General features: G+C 68.0%; 19 protein-coding genes. 6 read left to right on the forward strand and 13 right to left on the reverse strand.

Features of this window, described 5'->3' with window-relative positions; genetic code table 11:
* Nucleotides 1-164 precede the first annotated feature (164 nt).
* Together IXW21_RS06520 and pknB are read left to right on the forward strand one after the other, a co-directional pair.
* Nucleotides 165-1,352, forward strand: a complete 1,188-nt coding sequence (locus IXW21_RS06520) for a LysM peptidoglycan-binding domain-containing protein (RefSeq protein ID WP_194763451.1) — start codon at nucleotides 165-167, stop codon at nucleotides 1,350-1,352.
* Between the two features lie 79 nt (nucleotides 1,353-1,431).
* On the forward strand, nucleotides 1,432-3,384 hold the full coding sequence (pknB, locus tag IXW21_RS06525; protein ID WP_194763452.1) for a Stk1 family PASTA domain-containing Ser/Thr kinase: 1,953 nt from the start codon (nucleotides 1,432-1,434) through the stop codon (nucleotides 3,382-3,384).
* A 119-nt stretch (nucleotides 3,385-3,503) separates the two neighbouring features.
* Here pknB and IXW21_RS06530 read toward each other — a convergent pair whose 3' ends face one another.
* Together IXW21_RS06530 and IXW21_RS06535 are read right to left on the reverse strand one after the other, a co-directional pair.
* Nucleotides 3,504-4,844 carry a class II 3-deoxy-7-phosphoheptulonate synthase gene (locus IXW21_RS06530; RefSeq protein WP_194763453.1) on the reverse strand — a complete coding sequence of 447 codons (1,341 nt, stop codon included), beginning with the start codon at nucleotides 4,842-4,844 and terminating at the stop codon, nucleotides 3,504-3,506.
* A 37-nt stretch (nucleotides 4,845-4,881) separates the two neighbouring features.
* Entirely contained in the window at nucleotides 4,882-5,580 is a 699-nt protein-coding gene (locus IXW21_RS06535; RefSeq protein ID WP_194763506.1) for a lysophospholipid acyltransferase family protein, read from the reverse strand.
* A gap of 151 nt (nucleotides 5,581-5,731) precedes the next feature.
* On the opposite strand from IXW21_RS06535, the gene IXW21_RS06540 reads away from it, so the two are divergent.
* Complete coding sequence (locus IXW21_RS06540) at nucleotides 5,732-7,564, forward strand: AMP-dependent synthetase/ligase (RefSeq protein WP_194763454.1); 1,833 nt, start codon at nucleotides 5,732-5,734, stop codon at nucleotides 7,562-7,564.
* Between the two features lie 70 nt (nucleotides 7,565-7,634).
* Here IXW21_RS06540 and def read toward each other — a convergent pair whose 3' ends face one another.
* The 3 genes from def to IXW21_RS06555 form a co-directional block, all read right to left on the reverse strand.
* Complete coding sequence (gene def, locus IXW21_RS06545; protein ID WP_194763455.1) at nucleotides 7,635-8,126, reverse strand: peptide deformylase; 492 nt, start codon at nucleotides 8,124-8,126, stop codon at nucleotides 7,635-7,637.
* Nucleotides 8,126-9,970: a MinD/ParA family ATP-binding protein gene (locus tag IXW21_RS06550; protein ID WP_228528273.1), complete on the reverse strand. Its 1,845-nt coding sequence runs from the start codon at nucleotides 9,968-9,970 to the stop codon at nucleotides 8,126-8,128. The genes def and IXW21_RS06550 overlap by 1 nt, the downstream gene beginning before the upstream one ends.
* Before the next feature lie 117 nt (nucleotides 9,971-10,087).
* Nucleotides 10,088-13,495 (reverse strand): pyruvate carboxylase, encoded by a 3,408-nt coding sequence (locus IXW21_RS06555; RefSeq protein WP_194763457.1) that lies wholly within the window; start codon nucleotides 13,493-13,495, stop codon nucleotides 10,088-10,090.
* Between the two features lie 93 nt (nucleotides 13,496-13,588).
* Here IXW21_RS06555 and IXW21_RS06560 point away from each other — a divergent pair, with 93 nt between their 5' ends.
* Nucleotides 13,589-14,401 carry a ParA family protein gene (locus tag IXW21_RS06560; protein WP_194763458.1) on the forward strand — a complete coding sequence of 271 codons (813 nt, stop codon included), beginning with the start codon at nucleotides 13,589-13,591 and terminating at the stop codon, nucleotides 14,399-14,401.
* Between the two features lie 87 nt (nucleotides 14,402-14,488).
* Here IXW21_RS06560 and IXW21_RS06565 read toward each other — a convergent pair whose 3' ends face one another.
* The 3 genes from IXW21_RS06565 to IXW21_RS06575 form a co-directional block, all read right to left on the reverse strand.
* Nucleotides 14,489-15,034, reverse strand: coding sequence for a MerR family transcriptional regulator (locus tag IXW21_RS06565; protein ID WP_194763459.1), 546 nt, complete (start codon nucleotides 15,032-15,034; stop codon nucleotides 14,489-14,491).
* Between the two features lie 100 nt (nucleotides 15,035-15,134).
* A complete protein-coding gene (locus IXW21_RS06570; RefSeq protein WP_194763460.1) occupies nucleotides 15,135-15,821 on the reverse strand; it encodes a MerR family transcriptional regulator in 687 nt (228 codons plus the stop codon).
* Nucleotides 15,821-16,306, reverse strand: a complete 486-nt coding sequence (locus IXW21_RS06575) for an FHA domain-containing protein (protein WP_194763461.1) — start codon at nucleotides 16,304-16,306, stop codon at nucleotides 15,821-15,823. The genes IXW21_RS06570 and IXW21_RS06575 overlap by 1 nt, the downstream gene beginning before the upstream one ends.
* A gap of 100 nt (nucleotides 16,307-16,406) precedes the next feature.
* Between IXW21_RS06575 and IXW21_RS06580 the strand changes: the two genes are divergently transcribed.
* Entirely contained in the window at nucleotides 16,407-17,099 is a 693-nt protein-coding gene (locus tag IXW21_RS06580; protein WP_194763462.1) for a copper resistance CopC family protein, read from the forward strand.
* Nucleotides 17,100-17,108: 9 nt separating this feature from the next.
* Complete coding sequence (lpdA, locus tag IXW21_RS06585) at nucleotides 17,109-18,506, forward strand: dihydrolipoyl dehydrogenase (RefSeq protein ID WP_194763463.1); 1,398 nt, start codon at nucleotides 17,109-17,111, stop codon at nucleotides 18,504-18,506.
* Between the two features lie 87 nt (nucleotides 18,507-18,593).
* Here lpdA and IXW21_RS06590 read toward each other — a convergent pair whose 3' ends face one another.
* The 5 genes from IXW21_RS06590 to IXW21_RS06610 form a co-directional block, all read right to left on the reverse strand.
* Entirely contained in the window at nucleotides 18,594-19,313 is a 720-nt protein-coding gene (locus IXW21_RS06590) for a methyltransferase domain-containing protein (RefSeq protein WP_194763464.1), read from the reverse strand.
* Entirely contained in the window at nucleotides 19,310-20,464 is a 1,155-nt protein-coding gene (locus IXW21_RS06595; protein WP_194763465.1) for a type III polyketide synthase, read from the reverse strand. The genes IXW21_RS06590 and IXW21_RS06595 overlap by 4 nt, the downstream gene beginning before the upstream one ends.
* A gap of 91 nt (nucleotides 20,465-20,555) precedes the next feature.
* Nucleotides 20,556-21,188 carry a CYTH domain-containing protein gene (locus IXW21_RS06600; protein ID WP_194763466.1) on the reverse strand — a complete coding sequence of 211 codons (633 nt, stop codon included), beginning with the start codon at nucleotides 21,186-21,188 and terminating at the stop codon, nucleotides 20,556-20,558.
* Entirely contained in the window at nucleotides 21,181-21,393 is a 213-nt protein-coding gene (locus IXW21_RS06605) for a response regulator (RefSeq protein WP_194763467.1), read from the reverse strand. The genes IXW21_RS06600 and IXW21_RS06605 overlap by 8 nt, the downstream gene beginning before the upstream one ends.
* Nucleotides 21,394-21,428: 35 nt before the next feature.
* A complete protein-coding gene (locus IXW21_RS06610) occupies nucleotides 21,429-21,899 on the reverse strand; it encodes a prepilin peptidase (RefSeq protein ID WP_194763468.1) in 471 nt (156 codons plus the stop codon).
* Nucleotides 21,900-22,061: the final 162 nt, after the last annotated feature.

A 22,061-nucleotide genomic window follows, 5' to 3' on the forward strand; every position in this document is an offset into this window, starting at 1 on the left:
TCGGCGGGGTGGTTCTCAGACGGCGCAGACACACAGCAACTATCTCACCTCAGAGCGCGCGCCGCACATTCTTCACTCCTGTCACGCTGTCACCATGAGTCACTTCTGTTGACTTCCGTATACAGACGTGACAGCGTGGGCGGACGTCGACCAAGGGAGACACCTTGACAACGCACACCGCCGCGCGTCGAACGCGCTATCTGAGACTCGGAGTGCCCGCTGCCGTCCTGGGGACGCTCTCGGGGGCCCTCGCCGCAGCTCCGCCCCCCGCCGCCGCAGACAGCGCTCCGACGGTGCACTCACCCGGTCCGCTTCCGATGCGTGCGGTCGCCACCGAAGCCGCTCCCGCCTCGTACACGGTGCAGCCCGGTGATACCGTCTTCACGATCGCCACCCGGTTCTCTCTCCGCACCTCTGACGTGCTCGCGTGGAACGGACTCTCCTGGAGGTCGGTGATCCACCCGGGGCAGACGCTGGCACTGACCGGCGGCTCATCCGCAGCACCGGCGCCGGCGGCCGTCGCCTCTCACGCGGTCGTCGCCGGAGACACGGTGTTCGGGATAGCGCAGAAGTACGGCACGACCGTCGACGCCGTGCTCGCGGCCAACGGCCTCGACCGGTCATCGGTCATCTACCCCGGTCAGACGCTCGCCCTCTCCGGCTCACCCGCCTCGATGCCGACCGCAGCCCCCGCCGCCGCGCCCGCACCCGCACCCGCACCCGCTGCGACCGCCGGAACCGCGCATGCCGTCTCCGCGGGTGACACGCTCTTCGCCATCGCTCAGCGTTACGGGACGACGACCGGCATCCTGCTGGCGCTCAACGGGCTCAGCGCCGACGCGATCATCTACCCGGGCCAGAGCATCCTCGTCGCCGCTGCGCCCGCCCCGGCACCCGCACCTGCCGCCGTGGAATCGGCGGGTCCCCCGCCGCAGCTGTTCGCGAACCTCGATGCCGAGCAGGCATCCAACGCGCACCTGATCATCTCGGTGGGCCGGGACCTCGGTGTATCGGATCGCGCGGTCGCCACCGCGCTCGCGACCGCGATGGTCGAGTCCAGCCTTCGGAACGTGAACTACGGTGACCGCGATTCGCTCGGGCTGTTCCAGCAGCGACCCAGCACCGGCTGGGGTACACCCGAGCAGGTCGTCGATGCCGTACGAAGCACCCGGGTGTTCTTCGGGGGTGCGGGCGACCCCAACGGGCACAGCACGCGCGGCCTTCTCGACATCGGCGGATGGGAGCAGATGTCGTTCACCGATGCCGCCCAGGCGGTGCAGATCTCTGCGTATCCCGACCGGTACGGCCAGTGGGAGACACAGGCGTACCAGTGGCTCGCCCAGCACGGGTGATGCGCTTCCGGGTAAACGTGCAGGGTCGAGGGGCGAGCCGCTCCCGGAGCTTTCAGGCAGTCATCAATAGAATCTTGACGTGACGACCAATCAGCAGGCCGACCCCCTCATCGGGCGGCTCGTCGACGGTCGATACCGGGTACGTGCCCGCATCGCACGTGGCGGGATGGCCACGGTCTACGTCGCCACCGACCTCCGCCTCGAGCGCCGCATCGCACTCAAGGTGATGCATGCGCACCTCAGCGACGACTCGGCCTTCCAGAGCAGGTTCATCCAAGAGGCTCGCGCCGCCGCACGGCTCGCGGACCCGCACGTCGTCAACGTGTTCGACCAGGGCCAGGACGGCGAGCTCGCGTACCTCGTCATGGAGTATCTGCCCGGCATCACGCTGCGCGAGCTCCTGCGCGAGCAGAAACGGCTGACCGTGCCGCAGACGATCACGATCATGGATGCCGTGCTCGCCGGGCTCTCGGCCGCGCACCGCGCCGGCATCGTCCATCGCGACGTGAAGCCCGAGAACGTGCTGCTGGCCGAGGACGGGCGCATCAAGATCGGCGACTTCGGCCTCGCGCGCGCCACGACCGCGAACACGGCGACCGGACAGCAGCTGCTCGGAACCATCGCCTACCTCGCGCCCGAACTCGTCACCCGAGGCACCGCTGATGCCCGCAGCGACATCTACGCGCTCGGCATCATGCTCTACGAGATGCTCGTCGGCGAACAGCCGTACAAGGGCGAACAGCCGATGCAGATCGCGTTCCAGCACGCGACCGAGTCGGTCCCCCGTCCCAGTGTCCGCAACCCCGGGGTCCCCGAGCAGCTCGACGAGCTGGTGCTCTGGGCCACCGAGAAGTCTCCCGATGAGCGTCCGGACGATGCCCAGCAGATGCTCGAGCGCCTGCGCGAGATCGAACGCGGTCTCGGAATCGCTCCGGCGGTCGCGGCGGCCACCACCCCTCAGCGGGCGCAGTCCGACTCGGCCGACCTCACGAAGGTCATGCCCAACACGATGGTGATGCCGAGCCCGGCCGACGTCACCGCCGCGTCCGAAGTGGTCGACAACGCGACGCTGCTCCGGCGACGGTCCGCGAAACGTCGTGCGCGCGGAGCCTTCCTGCTGACTCTCGTGCTCCTGCTGGCGATGGTCGCGGGTGGAGTCGGATGGTGGTTCGGATCAGGCCCGGGCTCGCTGATCGCCGTCCCCGGGGTCGCGGGACAGACCTATGACGAGGCCGCCGCAGCGCTGACAGCCGAGGGGTTCGTCCCCGTCCGCGGCGAGGAGAACTCCATCGAGATCGCGCGGGACGTGACGATCCGTACAGACCCCGACGAGGGCTCGCGACTCGACAAGGGCACGGAGGTCACCGTGTTCGTATCGGTGGGTCCCGCGTCGCACACCGTCGAGGCGCTGAACGGCAAGACCGAGCAGGAAGCGAGGGACTATCTCGCCGACATCGAGGTCAACGTGGCGGAGGCCCCGCTGATCCTGTTCTCCGATGCCGAGGCGGGGCGTGTGATCAATGCGTTCGTGACCCCTCGCGACGGCGCCGAGGTCTACGGGTGCGGCGACGGCTGCGATCTGCTCGAAGACGACTCCGTCGAGCTGTACGTCTCGGCCGGCACGTTCCCGGACGTGTCGGGGATGTCGGTCGACGAGGCGACCCGGACCCTCACCGACAAGCAGGTCATCGTCTCGGGCGAGATCGACTACCGCTTCAGCGATGACGTCGAGAAGGACATCGTGATGGGCGTGCAGGACCGCGCCGAAGAGGGAAACCGCCGACCGGGTGAGACCGTGACGCTCATCGTCTCGAAGGGGCCTGAGCTGTTCCCCGTGCCGGATGTCTCCAACCGCACCCTGATCGACGCGAAGAGCATCCTCGAGGATGCAGGCTTCACCGCGAGCTACGCGGCGTGGGGCGATCTGCCCGGTTTCGCGGAGCTCGCCCGAGTGACCGGACAGGACCCCGGCGCAGGCAAGCAGCTCCCTCGCGGCGGAAACGTCAAGCTCTCGATCCAGCTCTCGGGCTGAGATCTCCGTCCACCTCTCCTGCTGCAGGCAGTCGGGTGATCCCGACGCGCCCGGTCGTGAACACAGAGCCGCCCTCCCCGATCGGGGAGGGCGGCTCTGTGTTCGTCAGCGAGAGGTGATCAGCGCTTCTCGAGCTCCTCGGCCACGAGGAACGCCAGCTCGAGCGACTGCATGTGGTTCAGGCGAGGATCGCACAGGCTCTCGTAGCGCGTCGCGAGCGCTGCCTCGTCGATGTGCTCGGATCCGCCGAGGCACTCGGTGACGTCGTCACCCGTGAGCTCGACATGGATTCCGCCGGGGAAGGTTCCGGCGACGCGGTGAGCTTCGAAGAATCCCCGGACCTCGTCGACCACATCGTCGAAGCGACGGGTCTTGTAGCCGGTCGGGGTCGTGATCCCGTTGCCGTGCATCGGGTCGGTGACCCAGAGCGGCTGCGCACCGGAATCGCGCACGGCCTCGAGCAGCGGAGGAAGCGCGTCGCGGATCTTCCCTGCACCCATGCGCGTGATGAACGTCAGACGTCCGGGCTCACGGTTCGGGTCGAGCTTGTCGATCAGCTCGAGCGCCGTCTCGGGCGTCGTGGTCGGCCCCAGCTTGACGCCGATCGGGTTCCTGATCTTCGAGAAGTAGTCGACGTGGGCCCCGTCGAGATCGCGCGTGCGCTCACCGATCCACAGGAAGTGCGCGGACGTGTTGAACGGCGTGTCCGTCCGCGAGTCGATGCGGGTCATGGGGCGCTCGTAGTCCATGAGCAGACCCTCGTGGCCCGTGAAGAACTCGACGCGCTTGAGTTCGTCGAAGTCCGCACCGGCGGCCTCCATGAACTTGATGGCCCGGTCGATCTCGGCCGCCATGCGCTCGTAGCGCTGGTTCGCCGGGTTCTGCGCGAAGCCCTTGTTCCAGGAGTGCACCTCGCGGAGATCCGCGAAGCCGCCCTGCGTGAAGGCTCGGATGAGATTCAGTGTCGAGGCCGCCGTGTGGTATCCCTGCAGCAGGCGACCCGGATCGGCACGGCGCGACCCCTCGGTGAAGTCGTAGCCGTTCACGATGTCGCCGCGGTAGGCCGGCAGGGTGACATCGCCGCGTGTCTCGGTGTCGCTCGAGCGGGGCTTCGCGAACTGCCCCGCCATACGGCCCATCTTCACGATGGGCATCGAGGCGCCATACGTCAGCACGACCGCCATCTGCAGGACGGTCTTGATCCGGTTACGGATCTGGTCGGCGGTGGCGCCGGCGAACGTCTCGGCGCAGTCGCCACCCTGGAGCAGGAAGGCCTGCCCGGATGCCGCGCGTGCCAGACGATCACGGAGGTTGTCGACCTCGCCGGCGAACACCAGGGGCGGGAGCGCTGCGATCTGCGCAGAGACCTCGGCGACGCGCTCGGCGTCGCCCCACTGAGGCTGCTGCTTGATCGGGAGCGAGCGCCACGCGTCAAGCGCGTCGATGTGGTGCTGGAGCATGACTCCAGCCTAGTGCGCGCGGATCGCGCCGGACGCCCTATGAGCGCCGTGTGACGCGGGTCGGCAGCCGGTCCTTCACGGTCGACGCGTAGACGTCGTCGTACTCCTGCTCCCCCAGTCGCTGCAACGCCACCATGATCTCGTCCGTGACGGATCGGAGGATGTACCGGTCGTTCTCCATTCCCGCGTAGCGCGAGAAGTCGAGCGGCTCGCCGATGACGATTCCCACGCGCACCACGCGCGGCAGTCGTTGACCGATCGGCATCGCGGTGTCGGTGTCGACCATGATCACCGGGATGACCGGGACCTTGGCCTCGAGCGCCATGCGCGCGAGGCCGGTGCGTCCGCGATACAGCTTGCCGTCGGGGCTGCGGGTGCCCTCGGGGTAGATGCCGAGCAGGTCTCCGCCGCCGAGCACCTGCAGCCCGGTGTTGAGCGACGCTTCGGAGGCCTTGCCCCCGGACCGGTCGATCGGGATCTGACCCGTCGCCTTCATGAAGAACTTCGTCGCCCAGCCCTTGATGCCGCGGCCGGTGAAGTAGTCGCTCTTGGCGAGGAACGACATCGAGCGGTCGATCATCAGGGGCAGGAAGATCGAATCGGCGAACGACAGATGGTTGCTGGCGAGGATCGCCGCGCCGCTCGCGGGCACGTTCGCGCGCCCCACGACCCAGGGACGGAAGATCGCCTTGACCACGGGGCCGATCACGACGTACTTCATCAGCCAGTAGAACATCGAGGTGAAGTCTATCCCCGCGGCGAGCATCCGCCAGCGCCTCGCGACGAACACCAGGCGTGCGCGACTCAGTTTCATCCATCGTGCGACCGGGTCCCATGCTCTAGACTCGTGTGCAACACCGTGCCCGACCGGTACCGAAGGAGCTGCCGTGGTCCAGTTTGAAGTCCCCGCCGTCGTCCCCGCCGATCCCGAAGGAAACATCGCCGATCTGCTCGTGAAGCGCGTGGAAGCCACGCCCGATCGTGCTCTGTTCTCCGTCCCCGAGGGCGACGAGTGGCGCGACATCTCGGCCGCGGACTTCCAGACCGCCGTGATCGCCCTGGCGAAGGGCTTCGTCGCCGCCGGCATCCAGCCCGGCGAGAAGGTCGGCTTCCTCGCACGAACCACCTACGACTGGACGCTGGTCGACTTCGCGCTCTTCTATGCCGGCGCGGTCATGGTGCCGATCTACGAGACCAGCTCCCCGTCGCAGATCCAGTGGATCCTCGAGGACTCCGGCGCGATCGCCCTTCTCGTCGAATCACCCGAGCACTTCGCGCGTCTCGACGAGGTGCGCGGCGACCTCCCCCTCATCCGCGAGGTCTGGCAGCTCCACCTCGGCGCGATCAGCGCGCTCACGGCGCAAGGCGCCTCGATCCCCGACGCAGAGATCGAACGGCTCCGCAGCATCGCCGTGGGCTCCGACATCGCCACGCTCATCTACACGTCGGGTTCCACCGGACGCCCCAAGGGGTGCGTGCTCACGCACAGCAACTTCGTCGAGCTGTCGCGCAACTCCGCCAAGGCGCTCGACGCGGTGGTGCAGACGCCCGGCTCGTCGACGCTGCTCTTCATCACGACCGCACACGTGTTCGCCCGCTTCATCTCGATCCTCAACGTGCATGCGGGCGTGCGCACCGGCCACCAGCCGGACACCCGTCAGCTCCTCCCCGCGCTCGGTTCGTTCAAGCCGACCTTCCTGCTGGCCGTGCCGCGGGTCTTCGAGAAGGTGTACAACTCGGCCGAGCAGAAGGCCGAGGCGGGCGGCAAGGGCAAGATCTTCCGCGCAGCCGCGGATGTGGCCATCCAGCACTCGAAGCTGATCGAAGAGGGCAAGAGCATCCCGTTCGGGATGAAGCTCAAGTTCGCCCTGTTCAACAAGCTTGTCTACGGAAAGCTGCGCGAGGCGATGGGCGGCAGGATCGTCTACGCCGTGTCGGGTTCCGCCCCGCTCGGCGCACGACTCGGCCATTTCTTCCACAGCCTCGGCGTCGTGATCCTCGAGGGCTACGGCCTGACGGAGACGACCGCCCCGGCTACGGTGAACCTCGCGGACAAGTCCAAGATCGGCACGGTCGGGCCGGCTCTCCCAGGCGTGGGTGTGCGGCTCGCCGACGACGGCGAGATCGAGGTGCGCGGCATCAACGTCTTCCGGGAGTACTGGAACAACCCCGAAGCCACGGCTGAGGCCTTCAGCGACGGGGGCTGGTTCCACACAGGCGACATCGGCAGCTTCGACTCCGAAGGGTTCCTCACGATCACCGGGCGCAAGAAGGAGATCATCGTGACCGCGGGTGGCAAGAACGTCGCCCCCGCCGCGCTCGAGGACCCGATCCGCGCGAACCCGATCATCGGTCAGGTCGTGGTCGTCGGCGACCAGCGCCCGTTCATCTCGGCCCTCGTGACGCTGGACCCCGAGATGCTGCCGACGTGGCTCGCGAACAACGGTCTCGACAAGGACATGTCGCTGACGCAGGCGGCGAAGAACGATGCGGTGCGCGCCGAGATCCAGAAGGCGGTGGATGCGGCCAACACCCGCGTCTCCCGGGCCGAGTCGATCCGCAAGTTCACGATCCTCGACACCGAGTGGACCGAGGCATCGGGTCACCTGACCCCCAAGCTGTCGATCAAGCGCACCGTGATCATGAGCGACTTCGCCGATGAGATCGCCGCGATCTACGACGAGCCCGTGTCGACCACCAACGTCGCCATCGGCGGCTGATCCCCGCAGGGAAGACAGCAGAAGGGCCCCGCCTCGGCGGGGCCCTTCTGCTGTATGGTGCGCGTGGCGATCAGAACCAGGAGCTCTCGCGCACCTCGCGCATCGCACGCTTCCGGGTCTCCGGATCGAGCCGCGTCAGGTACAGCTTCCCGTCCAGATGATCGGTCTCGTGCTGCAGAGCCTGTGCGAGGAGGCCGTCCCCTTCCAGGATCACCGGTGCTCCATCGAGATCGATCCCTTCGACGCGCGCCCACGGGTGGCGGAGTGCGTCGTGCCACAGCCCCGGCACGGACAGACATCCCTCCCCGGTCGGCACGGCCTCCCCGCGGACCTCGGTCAGCACGGGGTTGATGACGTAGCCGATGTCGCCGTCGATGTTATAGCTGAAGGCACGCAGTCCCACACCGATCTGGGGTGCGGCGACGCCGGCGCGGCCGGGCAGCTCCACGGTGTCGACGAGATCGGCGATGAGGGCGCGGACGCCGTCGTCGATGTTCTCGATCGGGGCGCACACGGTGCGCAGCACCGGGTCGCCGAACACCCGGATCTCACGAACCGTCATCAGGCGCCCTTCGCCCGGAGGCCCTCGACGAGCAGCGCGGCGAGCTCGCGCGCCGCGACCCGCGTCTCCGGCTGGAGGTTCGCGAAGACGATCGTGCCGCCTCCCGCGATCTGAGAGTCATACGGCATCCGCACGACGTGCGCAGCGCGCGTCCGGAAGTGCGCCTCGAGCTCATTCAGGCGCACGAGAGGTGCACCGGGCGTCGACTGGTTGAGCACGATGACCGCTTCGCGCGCCTGCTCGGCGTATCCGTTCGTCTCCAGCCAGGTCAGCGTCTCGGACGCGAGTCGCGCCTCGTCGACGCTGAGTCCCGAGACGATCACGATCTGATCGGCCAGGTCGAGTGTGGCCGACATCACCGAGTGGACGATACCCGTGCCCGTGTCCGTGAGGACGAGCGAGTAATAGTGGGCGGCGACGCCGGCGACGTCGCGATAGTCGCTGTCGCTGAACGCCTCGGCGATGCGAGGGTCCGGGTCGGACGCGAGCACGTCGAGCCGGGTCGCGTCGCGCGCGACGATCGCGGAGATGTCGTGGTACCCCCGCACCTCGTCGTGGATGCGGACGAGGTCGCGCACCGATCGGGAGTGCTGCGGTCGCTCTACGCGATCGGCGAGCGTGCCGCGGTCCGGATTCGCATCCACCGCGATCACACGGTCGTCACGCGCGTCGGCGAGTGCCATGCCGAGCAGAGCCGTGATGGTGGTCTTCCCCACGCCACCCTTGCGCGAGAGCACCGGGACGAAGCGCGCCCCGCCGACGAGCGGGGCCGAGATGCGCGCCGAGAGAGCTTTGCGCTGCCGAGCCTTCTTGCCGTCGCCGATGTTGATACGACGACCGGAGACCGTGTACAGGAAGTGACTCCAGGCCCCCTCGGGTTCCGGCTTCGTGATCTGATGGGGGTCGAGCAGACGGTCGGCCGTGAGCAGGTCGGCGGTCTCGCGCGAGGAGTCGCCGAGATCGTCCAGACGCTTCGATGACAGCTGCACGTCAGTGCGCGCGGCGCGGGTCGGCGCCGGTGTGGTCGGCCTGGCGGGCTTCGGCGTGTCCATGGCAGGGATCTCCGTCTTCTCGGGCATCGAGCGCCCGGCGGGCACCGTCGGGATCGCCCCGGTGCGCAGGGATGCTCGGGTTCTGACATCGGCCTTCGCCCGGGCGACGAACGCCGCAGCCACGGCCGCCTCTTCGGCGGCCGCATCGGCCTCGATCAATGCTGTGGGCGCCGGCGTGACCACCTCGGGCTCAGGCTCAGGCTCGACCTCGGGCTCGGGCTCGGGCTCGGGCTCGGGCTCGACCTCGGGCTCGGGCTCGGGCTCAGGCTCGGGCTCGACCTCAGGCTCAGGCTCAGGCTCAGGCTCNGGGGCGGGCTCAGACTCGGGCTCGACCTCAAGCTCCGACTTGGGGGCAGGCTCAGGGGCGACCTCAGGCTCAGGGGCGACCTCAGGGGCGGGCTCAGGCTCAGGCTCAGGCTCAGGCTCAGGGGCGACCTCAGGCTCAGGCTCAGGGGCGACCTCAGCCTCCGCGTCCGCCCCGACCTCCGCGTCCGCCTCAACCTCAGCCTCCGCGTCGACCTCAGCCTCAGCGGCAGCGATCGGCTCCGGCGGCAGCTCGATGATGATCGGCGCCATCGGGATGCTCGGCATATCCGCCGCGATGACTGTCTCGGCCGCCTTCGCGGCCGAGACAGGCTCGTCGATGACGAGGTCGGCGATGACCTCGCCCTCGACGATGCCGTCGTCGGCGAGATCGTCCTCGTCGTCCTTCGGCAACTGCACGCTGACCTGCGCGGTGCCGCTGAGGATGCCGATGACCGCCGTGTCCATGGACGCGGCGTCGTCGAGCATTCCGCGGGACTCCTCGTCCGGCGATTCTGCTCTCTTCTTCGGGGTCACTTCGTCACTCCAAGCCTGTGCGAGCCTCGGGTGCACATCGAAGGATGCGCGGCCCACGCCCGCCCAAGATTACTGCGCCTGGCTGATGACGACCAAAAGGTCTCCTGCGTCGACCTGCTGAGTGGCGCCGATCGCGAGCCTCTCGATGACGCCGTCGACGGGAGCGGTGATGGCCGCTTCCATCTTCATCGCCTCGATCGACGCGACCGGTTCCCCCGCCCTGACGGTGGATCCGACCTCGACCTTGAGCGTCACCACGCCGGAGAACGGGGCGGCGACCTGTCCCGCCACCGAGGTGTCGGCCTTCTCGACCTCATGCGCATCGACTGCGACGGAACGATCGCGGACGAACACCGGCCTCAGCTGACCGTTGAGGGTGGTCATGACGGTGCGGATGCCCTTGTCATCCGCGTCGCCGATGGCCTCGAGACCCACGTACAGCTGCACGCCGCGGTCGATCTCGACGAGGTGCTCCTGCCCCTGCACGAGCCCGTACAGGTAGTCGCTGGTGTCCAAGACCGACAGGTCGCCGAACTGCTCGCGCGTCTGCGTGAACTCCCGCGTGGGCGCCGGGAAGAGGAGCGCATTCAGGCGCGCCCGGCGGCTCGCGCTGTCACCCGCGAGTGCATGTTCGTCTTCGGTCGAGATCTCGGTGAGTCCCGTGCGCACGATGCGTCCCGCCAGGACCTTCGAGCGGAACGGCTCAGGCCATCCGCCGGGCAGGTCTCCGAGTTCGCCCGCCATGAAGCCGACGACGGAATCGGGTACGTCGTACTTCTCCGGGTTGGCCTCGAAATCGGCAGGGTCTGCCTTGACCGCAGCGAGATGGAGGGCAAGGTCCCCCACGACCTTCGACGACGGGGTCACCTTCGGCACACGCCCGAGGATGCGGTCCGCCTCGGCGTACAGGTCCTCGATCAGCTCGAAGTCGTCAGCGAGTCCCAGCGCCTTCGCCTGCTGGCGGAGGTTGGACAGCTGACCGCCGGGGATCTCATGGCGGTAGACGCGCCCCGTGGGGCCGGGAAGACCCGATTCGAAGGGTGCGTACTGGCGCCGCACCGCCTCCCAGTAGGGCTCGAGGTCCGAGACGGCACTCAGATCGATGCCGCTGTCGCGGTCGGTGTGCGCGAGCGCGGCGACGAGCGACGACAACGACGGCTGGCTGGTGGTCCCGGACAGGGGCGCCGATGCGGCATCCACCGCATCGACCCCCACGGCACTCGCCGCGAGCAGCGTCGCGAGCTGACCGCCCGGGGTGTCGTGCGTGTGCAGATGCACGGGCAGATCGAAGCGCTCACGCAGTGCGCTGACGAGCTTCGCGGCTGCGGCGGGGCGCAGCAGACCCGCCATGTCCTTGATGGCGATGATGTGCGCTCCCGCTGCGACGATCTGATCGGCGAGATGCAGGTAGTAGTCGAGCGTGTAGAGGTTCTCCGCAGGGTCGAGCAGGTCACCGGTGTAGCAGAGCGCGACCTCGGCGACCGCCGTCCCCGTCGCACGCACCGCGTCGATGGCCGGGCGCATCTGCTCGACGTCGTTGAGCGCGTCGAAGATGCGGAAGATGTCGACACCGCTCTCCGCGGCCTCGCGGACGAACGCCTCCGTCACCGCTGTCGGATACGGCGTGTACCCCACCGTGTTCCGACCTCGGAGGAGCATCTGGATCGCGACGTTCGGCAGCGAGGCGCGAAGCTTGTCGAGGCGCTCCCAGGGGTCCTCGCCGAGGAAGCGCAGCGCCACATCGTAGGTCGCGCCGCCCCAGGCCTCGACAGAGAGCAGCCCCGGCGTGAGGCGGGAGATGTACGGCGCGACAGCGGCAAGGTCCTTGGTGCGCACGCGCGTCGCCAGCAGCGACTGGTGGGCGTCGCGGAACGTGGTGTCGGTGATCGCGAGAGCCGTCTGCTCGCGCAGACTCCGAGCGAAACCCTCGGGACCGAGCTCGAGCAGCCGCTGGCGAGACCCGGGCGCGGGATCTGCAGTCAGATCGATCGTCGGCAGCTTGGTACGGGGATCGATCGCTCCGGGGTGGGATCCGTGGGGCTTGTTGACGGTGACGTCGACCAGCCAGTTGAGGATCCTCGTGCCGCGGTCCTTCGACTCACGCCCTTTGAGCAGCTCCGGGCGCTCATCGATGAAGGATGTGCTCACATCACCGGCGACGAACGCCTCGTCGTCGAGCAGCGCCTGCAGGAACGGGATGTTGGTCGACACTCCCCGGATGCGGAACTCCGCCAGCGCGCGACGGGCACGGGCGACGGCTGCCGGGTAGTCCCTCCCCCGGCAGGTCAGTTTGGCGAGCATGGAGTCGAAGTGCGGGCTGATCTGCGCGCCCTGATGCACTGTCCCGCCGTCGAGGCGGATGCCCGCGCCGCCCGGCGACCGGTACGTGGTGATCTTGCCGGTGTCGGGACGGAATCCCTGCGTCGGGTCTTCCGTCGTGATGCGGCACTGCAGCGCCGCGCCGCGGACGTGCAGGTTCTCCTGCTGCAGCCCGAGGTCGGCGAGGGTCTGACCGGAGGCGATCCGCATCTGGCTCTGCACGAGGTCGACGTCGGTGACCTCCTCGGTCACCGTGTGCTCCACCTGGATGCGGGGATTCATCTCGATGAAGACGACCTCTCCCGACCGCTCCCCCGCGGTCTCGAGGAGGAACTCGACCGTGCCGGCGTTCTCGTACCCGATGGAGCGGGCGAAGGCCACCGCGTACCCGTGCAGCGCGGTGCGGATGCCATCGTCCAGATTGGGCGCGGGAGCGATCTCCACGACCTTCTGGTGGCGACGCTGCACCGAGCAGTCGCGCTCGAACAGGTGCACGGTCTCACCGGTCTTGTCCGCGAGGATCTGCACCTCGATGTGACGGGGGCGCACGACGGCCTGCTCGAGGAACATCCTCGGATCGCCGAAGGCGCTCGCGGCCTCGCGCATCGCCTCGGCGAGTGCGGGCGCGAGTTCCGCAGGCTTCTCGACGCGACGCATTCCGCGGCCGCCACCACCCGCGACGGCCTTGGCGAACAGCGGGAAGCCGATGTCGTCGGCCTGCGCGACGAGCGCCTCGACATCATCGGATGCTTCGGTGGAGCGCAGTACGGGCACCCCGGCCTCGATCGCGTGACGCTTCGCCTCGACCTTGTTGCCCGCCATCTCGAGCACCTTCGCCGGAGGCCCGATGAAGACGATGCCGTTGGCGGCCGCCTTCTCTGCGAGCTCGGGATTCTCCGAGAGGAACCCGTAGCCCGGGTAGATCGCATCCGCGCCGGCCTGCTTCGCGACTCTGATGATCTCGTCGACGTCGAGGTAGGCACGCACAGGATGCCCGCGTTCGCCGATCTCGTAGGCCTCGTCGGCCTTCAACCGGTGGACGGAGCCGCGATCCTCATGCGGGAAGACCGCGACGGTTCTCGCTCCGACCTCGTAGGCCGCTCGGAAGGCACGGATCGCGATCTCGCCGCGGTTCGCCACAAGGATCTTCTGGAACATGCACACCTCTGGAAGCTCGATGCACGACGTATTCGGCGCGCATGGGGCGGGGCTGAGTGTGCACCCAGCCTAGGGGAAGGTAACGTGGTGTTCGTGCACGTACTCAGCGTCAGCTCTCTCAAGGGAGGCGTCGGCAAGACGACCGTGACCCTCGGCCTGGCCTCAGCGGCCTTCGCCCGTGGTGTCCGAACGCTCGTCGTCGACCTCGACCCGCAGTCCGATGTGTCCACCGGGATGGACATCCAGGTGGCCGGTCGACTCAACGTCGCCGATGTCCTGGCCAACCCCAAGGAGAAGGTCGTCCGCCAGGCGATCACCGCGAGCGGCTGGGCGAAGGTGCACCCCGGAACCATCGACGTCCTGATCGGCAGCCCTTCGGCGATCAACTTCGACGGCCCCCACCCCAGCGTGCGCGACGTCTGGAAGCTCGAAGAGGCGCTGGCCGCCGTCGAGGCCGACTACGACCTCGTCCTGATCGACTGCGCCCCGTCGCTCAACGCTCTCACCCGTACCGCCTGGGCGGCGAGCGACCGCGTGATGGTCGTCACCGAGCCCGGTCTCTTCTCCGTGGCAGCCGCGGACCGCGCGCTGCGCGCGATCGAGGAGATCCGTCGCGGGCTCTCTCCCCGCCTCCAGCCTCTCGGCATCGTGGTGAACCGCGTGCGTCCGCAGTCGATCGAGCACCAGTTCCGCATCAAGGAGCTGCGCGACATGTTCGGTCCCCTCGTGCTCTCGCCCCAGCTTCCCGAGCGCACGTCGCTTCAGCAGGCGCAGGGGGCCGCGAAGCCTCTGCACATCTGGCCCGGCGATTCCGCGCAGGAGCTCGCCGCCGACTTCGACTCGCTGCTCGACCGCATCATCCGTACCGGGCGCGTACCGGTTCCGGAGACCGGACCCCAGGCCTGACCGCCGGCAGACACAGAAACGGCCATCCTCGCGAGAGGGTGGCCGTTCTTCGTTGTCGTTCCGCCGAGCGGAGTCGGACTGGACTGCTCAGGCCGAGCGCTGGGAGCGACGCGCCGAGAGCTCGTCGACGGGGTCGGGTGCCGCGGAGTCGAACGCCACGAGGGTGGACTCCACCTCACGCAGGACCTTCCCGACTGCGATGCCGAAGACGCCCTGGCCGCGGCTCACGAGGTCGATGACTTCATCGTTCGAGGTGCACAGATAGACCGAGGCGCCGTCGCTCATGAGCGTGGTCCCGGCGAGGTCGCGGATGCCTGCACGACGAAGCTCATCGACGGCGGTGCGGATCTGCTGCAGCGAGATGCCCGTGTCGAGCAGGCTCTTCACGAGCTTGAGCACCAGGATGTCACGGAAGCCGTAGAGCCGCTGCGACCCGGAACCGCTCGCGCCGCGAACGGTGGGCACGACGAGCTCGGTACGAGCCCAGTAGTCGAGCTGGCGATAGGTGATCCCGGCGGCCCGAGCGGCAACCGCTCCGCGGTAGCCGACCTCGTCATCCATCGCCGGCAGACCGTCGGTGAAGAGGAGTTCGGGTACGAACCGCGGGTCGCCTGCACGCTCATCCGCATTCATCTGGAAATCCTCCCTGGAGCTGTTACCTCCACGCTAGAGCAGCCCTCGGGCACCGGCAATGACATACGTGCGACGTCGAAGGTGTGTCGCAATCAGTTCGTTACGAAAGCAGCCGAGAGAGTGCTTCCTTGACGAAGAGCGAGCGCACCTCGTCGATCTTCGAGGCGAGCGACGGAGCCATCTCGCTGGCTTTGGCCCGCGACGGAGCGTCGGTCCGTCGCAGCAGCGCCGACATCGCCGATTCGATCAGAGCGACCTCTCGCTCGGCCCCCTGACGCAGCGAACGCAGGTGTCGCGGCTCGATGCCATGGCGGTCGAGCGCGACCAGTCCGCGCAGCAGCGTGACGGTCGACTCCGAGTAGGTCTCCTGGGCGATGATCACGCCCGTGCTGATCGCGTCGTTCAGGAGCTGAGGTCCCGCCCCGGCCGCCGAGAGGAGCTCATCGCGACGATACCGACGGGGCGCCGGGGTGATCGAGGGCGGAGGTGTGAAGGCAGCCGAGTCGCCGTTGGCGTCCGCCTCGTCGAGCTGCTCTCGGATGACGCTGAGCGGAAGATAGTGGTCACGCTGCAGGGAGAGTCCGAGGCGGAGGCGCTCGATGTCGGCCGGAGAGAACTTGCGGTATCCGGACTCGGTACGCGAGGGCGAGACGATCCCCTGGACCTCGAGGAAGCGCAGCTTGCTGGAGGTGAGTTCAGGGAATTCGGGAGTGAGTCGCGCCAGAACCTGGCCGATGCTCAGGAGGCCCGCTGACGCGGAGCGTTCACGGGCGGAGGATGCCGCCATCAGGCGTTCGCCGCGCCACGATCGGCGGGCGACGCGAAGAAGTTCAGCCGGAACTTGCCCACCCGCAGCTCGGAACCGTCGACGAGGGCGCTGCGATCGACGCGCTCGCCGTTCACGTAGGTGCCGTTGAGGGATCGCTGGTCGATGATCTCGAACGACGCACCCGAACGGGTGATCTCCGCGTGACGACGCGACACGGTCACGTCGTCGAAGAAGATGTCCGCCTCGGGGTGGCGTCCGACCGTGGTCACGTCGGTGTCGAGGAGGTATCGGGCACCTGCGAGTGCGCCGGAGCGCATCAGCAGAAGAGCCGATCCCGAGGGGAGTGCGGCGATGGCACTCTGCTCGACGTCCGTCAACTCGACCCCGAAGGGCACGAATGAGAGATCCGAGTCGTGTCCGAACGTCTGCGTCACATCGTGTCGCTGCTCGCCGGAACGGTGGATCGCGGCATCACCGGCCTGTCGGCCTTCGCTGTCTGTCACTTCTGCCCTCCTAGTCCTCCAGACTAACGGATCCTGACCGCCTCGCGGTGTGCGGGTTCACGCTCAGTCCCCGCATATCGCGAGTTCCTAAGCTGGACGGGTGAAGACAGACGCCCGACGCCTCCCCACCGCTCCGCTCGCCCTCGCCGCCGCCCTGCTGGCGGTCTTCCTCGTTCTGGTCGCGCCGCTGTCGGCGTCGGCGCACGACACCCTGACCGCATCCTCTCCCGAGGCGGGCAGCACGGTCGAGACACTGCCTGCGGAGCTGACGCTCACCTTCAGCGCGAAGCTGATCGACGGCGAGGGAGCCACGGAGGTGGTCGTGACCGATGCCTCGGGCGCATCCGTCACGGACGGCCCTGCGACGGTGAACGGCGCCGTCGTCACCCAGCCGCTCATCGCCGAGGCCGCGGCCGGGGCTTACACGGTCCTCTGGAGAGTCGTCTCCAGCGACGGCCACCCGATCTCCGAGGAGTTCGGGTTCACCGTCGCCACCTCGACCCTCTCCGCCCCCACCGCCACGCCCGAGACCGCTGCACCGGAGACGTCCGAGCCGACGGAGTCCGTGCAGACGGCCGCCCCCGCCCCCACCTCCGAACCCACCGACGGGTCGACCGCGGCGGAGGAGTCCTCCGCGTCCGCCGCCTGGATCTGGATCCTCGCGATCGCCGGCATCCTCGTCGTCATCGTCGCCGTGGTCATCGCGTTCGCTCTGAGGGGACGGGGCTCGAGCGCATCCGAGCGCTCCACAGGCCCGTCCGCCGCAGACTCCGACGCACCCTCGGAGCGATAGGCTTAAGGCATGCCACACTACGACGTCGTCATCCTTGGTGCAGGTCCTGGCGGATACGTCGCTGCGGTTCGCAGCGCGCAGCTCGGTCTCTCCACCGCCATCATCGAGGAGAAGTACTGGGGCGGTGTGTGCCTCAACGTCGGCTGCATCCCCTCCAAGGCTCTTCTGAAGAACGCGGAGCTCGCGCACACGCTCAACCACAAGGCCGACTTCTTCGGCATCTCGGGTGAGTTCACGATCGACTACGGCAAGGCGTTCGACCGCAGCCGCGTCGTGGCCGACGGGCGCGTCAAGGGCATCCACTTCCTGATGAAGAAGAACAAGGTCACCGAGTACGACGGCCGCGGCACCTTCACGGGTCCCAAGGCGATCTCGGTCGCCAAGTCCGACGGCACCACCGAAGAGGTCACCTTCGACAACGCGATCATCGCTACCGGTTCGAAGGTCCGCCTGCTCCCCGGCGTGCAGCTCAGCGACAACGTGGTGACCTACGAGGAGCAGATCCTCAGCCGCGAACTCCCGAAGTCGATCGTCATCGTCGGAGCCGGCGCCATCGGTATGGAGTTCGCCTACGTGATGACGAACTACGGCGTCAAGGTCACGATCATCGAGTTCCTCGACCGCGCACTGCCCAACGAGGATGCCGACGTGTCGAAGGAGATCGCCAAGCAGTACAAGAACTACGGCGTCGACATCCTCACCTCCACCAAGGTCGAGTCGGTCGTCGACAACGGCTCCTCCGTCACCGTGTCGTACACCGGCAAGGACGGCCAGCAGAGCTCGATCGAGGCCGACAAGGTCCTGATGTCGGTCGGCTTCGCCCCCAACATCGAGGGCTTCGGACTCGAGGCCACCGGCGTGAAGCTCACCGAGCGCGGCGCGATCGACATCGACGACCACATGCGCACCAACGTCGAGGGCATCTACGCCATCGGTGACGTCACGGCCAAGCTGCAGCTCGCCCATGTGGCCGAGGCGCAGGGTGTCGTCGCGGCCGAGACCATCGGCGGCGCCGAGACCCAGACGCTCGGCGACTACCGCATGATGCCCCGCGCGACGTTCTGCTCGCCGCAGGTGGCGTCGTTCGGCCTCACCGAGCAGCAGGCGAAGGACGAGGGACGCGAGATCAAGGTCGCGACGTTCCCGTTCATGGCCAACGGCAAGGCGCACGGACTCGGCGAGCCCGTCGGCTTCGTCAAGCTGATCGCCGACGCCGAGCACCTCGAGCTCATCGGCGCTCACATGATCGGCCCCGACGTCTCCGAGCTTCTGCCCGAGCTGACGCTCGCGCAGAAGTGGGACCTCACGGCCCTCGAGCTGGCCCGCAACGTGCACACCCACCCGACGCTGTCGGAGGCACTGCAGGAGGGCTTCCACGGCCTCGCGGGTCACATGATCAACTTCTGATCCCGCCCGGATCGCCTCGAAGGCCCGGCACGCTCGCGCGTGGCCGGGCCTTCGTGTGTCACGGCGCAGCGCGTCCAGGTGCGCCGGCTACCGAGCGGTGGTCTTCTCCCACCGCAGCTCCAGTCGCGAGGGAAGTCCGAACCGCACTGTCCACCCGGACGGCGCAACCGATGCGAGCTCGCCGGTCGTGTACGAGCGTCGGATGCTGATGAGGCCGTCCTCGCGGATGAACGAGCCGCGGAACACGGTCGAGGACAGGAGTCCGGTCAGGGTGCCGTACAGCGCGTAGGCAGTCCTGCTTCGAGCGATGTCGCGGTGCACGACGACCCCGCTCTCCCCGACGAGACCGGCGGAGTCGCGCAGCAGGCCCTGAAACTCCTGCGGCTCGAGGTGATGCATGACGTGGTTCGAGAAGACCACGTCATACTTCTCCCCCGCCGCGAGGAGTTCCTCCGCGAATGCGCAGCGGTATCGGACGCCCGAACCGTCGTCGTGGCGAGCCGCCCAGCGGACGGCGCGCTCATCGGCATCGAGCGCCGTGATCTCGGCAGACAGACCGTCGCGCCGCAGTCTCGCCGCGAGCATCCGGCAGACATCGCCTCCTCCGGCTCCGACATCGAGGATGCGGATGCGGCCGCGACGAGCGCGGGGTCGGATGTCCCGGCGGTAGAACAGGCCTGGGCTCGAGACGAGCGCGTTCACGAGGCGGAAGCGCTCGTAGGTGCGCTCGAGCATCGCGATATCCGCATCCGGATCGTCCATGAGCTCGCGCACATCGACGGCTCGGACCGAGAGGTCGTGTCTCATACGACGCCGGCGACGACGGTCATGAGGGCACTCTCGGCCGTCAGCCCCGGGCCGAAGGCCATGGCGGCGACACGGGATCCCCCGGCGGCCCCGTCATCGAGGATCCTCTTGATGACGAACAGGATCGTCGCGCTCGACATGTTGCCGTTCTCGCGCAGTGTCTCGCGCGCAGGCCGCATCTGGGCATCGGTGAGGTGCAGCCGCTCCTGGATGCGATCGAGGATGCTGCGACCGCCGGGATGGATCGCCCAGTGCTCCACCCGCTCCCCCACGCGTCCCTCGTCGAATGCCGCTGCGAGCTCGCCCTCGCGGGCATAGAGCGGCCGTATCGCGCCGATGATCGTCTCGCCGATGATCTGAGGAACGGCTGTGGAGAGGATCATCTCGAATCCGTTGTCTCCGATCGTCCAGGCCATGTCCTTCTCGCCCTCGGCGGCGATCGCCGTGTGGAAGCCGTCGAGACGCACCGAGGGAACAGGAGTCGTCAGGTCACGGGCCGTGACGATGCACGCTGCGGCACCATCGGCGAAGAGCGAGTTGGCGACGATGAGGTCAGGATCCTCGGACGACCTGAGGTGCAGCGTGCACAGCTCCACGCTGACGACAAGGACCACGGCACCGGGGTCGGCGGTGCAGAACTGACTCGCGGCGCGGAGGGCCGGCATCGCGGCGTAGCAGCCCATGAAGCCGAGATGGTAGCGCTGCACGGCGTCGGAGAGACCCAGCGCCCGCACGATCTCGTAGTCAGGACCCGGCGCATGGAAACCGGTGCACGACACGGTGACGACGTGGGTGACGTCGGATGCGTTCAGATCGGGGTCCGCGTCGAGAGCGCGCCGAGCGACGTCGACGAAGAGCCGCGATGCCTCGCTCGTGTAGAGATCGTTCCTGACCTTCGTGCCGGGTGACCGGAGAAGCCCGGTCCCGCGATCGTAGAAGACCGCCTCATCGACATGTGCCGTGGGAGACAGTTCCTCGATCACCGTATGGCGGGTGTCGATGCCCGAGCCGTTGAACGAGGCGCCGATGATCCGCTGCCCCAGCCTGCCGACATCGGGCTGCGCCGCGAAGATGTCGCGTATCTCCGGCTGCGCGAGAACTGTGTCGGGGACGATCGTCCGCAGCGAGCGGAGGACGACGGAGCGGCTCATGCCTGTCACTCAAGCATGAGCGCGCGTCGGCGCGGAAGGGGCTTGCGCACTGTGGCGGGTTCCACGAGCGATACCGACTCTCACGACCGCGTCAGAAGCCGAGGGCTCGCGCGAGCTTCGACCCGGATGCCGCGTCGCGTCCGCCCGCCGCGAAGATGGCGGCCTCGGCGGCTGCGAAGAGGGACTCCCGGCCATCGGCGTCGGCGGGCGCCGCGGGACCGAGCTCGAACTCCCACTCCCGCCATTCCCGCTCCACGCCCTGACGCAGGTCGGTCGCCCGGACCCGATCATCGACGAACTCGGCGACCACGCCGGCGGGTCCGGTGAGCAGATAGGCGACACGGGTGTTCTCGATGCGCGCGAGGGGCGTGAGATCCTCGGTCGTCCAACGAGCCAGGGCCTCGACGATCGCAGCCGGTACGCCGTCTCCGTCGCCGAGCGGCCACCCGATCTCCAGGCGGCCGTCGCCCTCGCGCGGGCCTTTGATGTGCCATCCGGCGTCGGGACCGCCTGTGCGGCGACGCACGGCGACGCCGGCACGTGACAGGGTCACGTCGGCGGTGTCGAGGTATCGCGCATCGAGTTCGCGCAGCTCGCCGTCCGAGACGGCGTCCACCCCGGCGATGCCCCGCCAGTCAGGAAGCGAGGTGGCGTCATCGACGTCGTACTTGCGCTCGACCTCGACGGTCCTCGAGGGCTCGGAACCGGTCGGGGCTTCAGTCATCCGACGAGGTGAGATCCTCGAGCGACTCGTCGAACCAGTAGTCGATCTCGGTGGGACCGTCGCTGTCGCCGGTGTTCTGCTCGTCACCGCGGCGGTTGTACACCACCTGCGTCTCGCTGTAAGGGACGATCAGCTTGTCGTCCGCGTCGTCGAGGGGAATGATCTGCCCGTCGAGCGGGCCTCCGTGGAGTCGTGCGAGTGCCATGCCCTTCACCCTAGCCCCGTCCGACCGAACGGAGCTCACGCCACGAGGATGCCGAGCGACGCCCCGACGATCATCCAGGGACCGAAGGCGATGCGCGTCGAGCGATCGGCCCTGCGCAGCGACATCAGCACCGTGGCATGCAGCGCCCCGAGAACGAACGCCGAAGCTGCGCCCACGGCGAGCGCCTGCCACCCGTGCCAGCCGAGCACGAGTCCGATCACGGCGGCGAGCTTCACGTCGCCTCCTCCCATGCCCTCGCTGCTGATCAGCCGCAGCAGCGCATAGAAGCCGCCCAGGATCAGCAGCCCTGCGACGGCTCGCACCGATCGAGCGGTCTCACCCGCCAGAAGCGCGTCGAGGATCACCAGCCCGAGGAGTGTCGCGAGCGTGGGCAGCACGATGCGGTCGGGCAGTCGGTGCGTGCGGATGTCTATGACCAGGAGCACGCATCCCACCGCGAACAGGGCGAGGTGGATGACGATCAGGGCCAGGGCACGGGGATCCATGCGGGAAGAGTAGGAGATGCGTGGTCACCCGCGGAAAGCGCTGTGGATAACGACCGATCGCCACCCTACGGCGAAGATCCGCACCGTTCCGCGGATGTCTGACGTTCGAACTAGAGTCATCATCTCCAGTTGATTTATTCGTACATATATTCGAGGATGGAT

The organism is Microbacterium sp. UFMG61 (assembly GCF_015354505.1).
Lineage (GTDB): Bacteria > Actinomycetota > Actinomycetes > Actinomycetales > Microbacteriaceae > Microbacterium.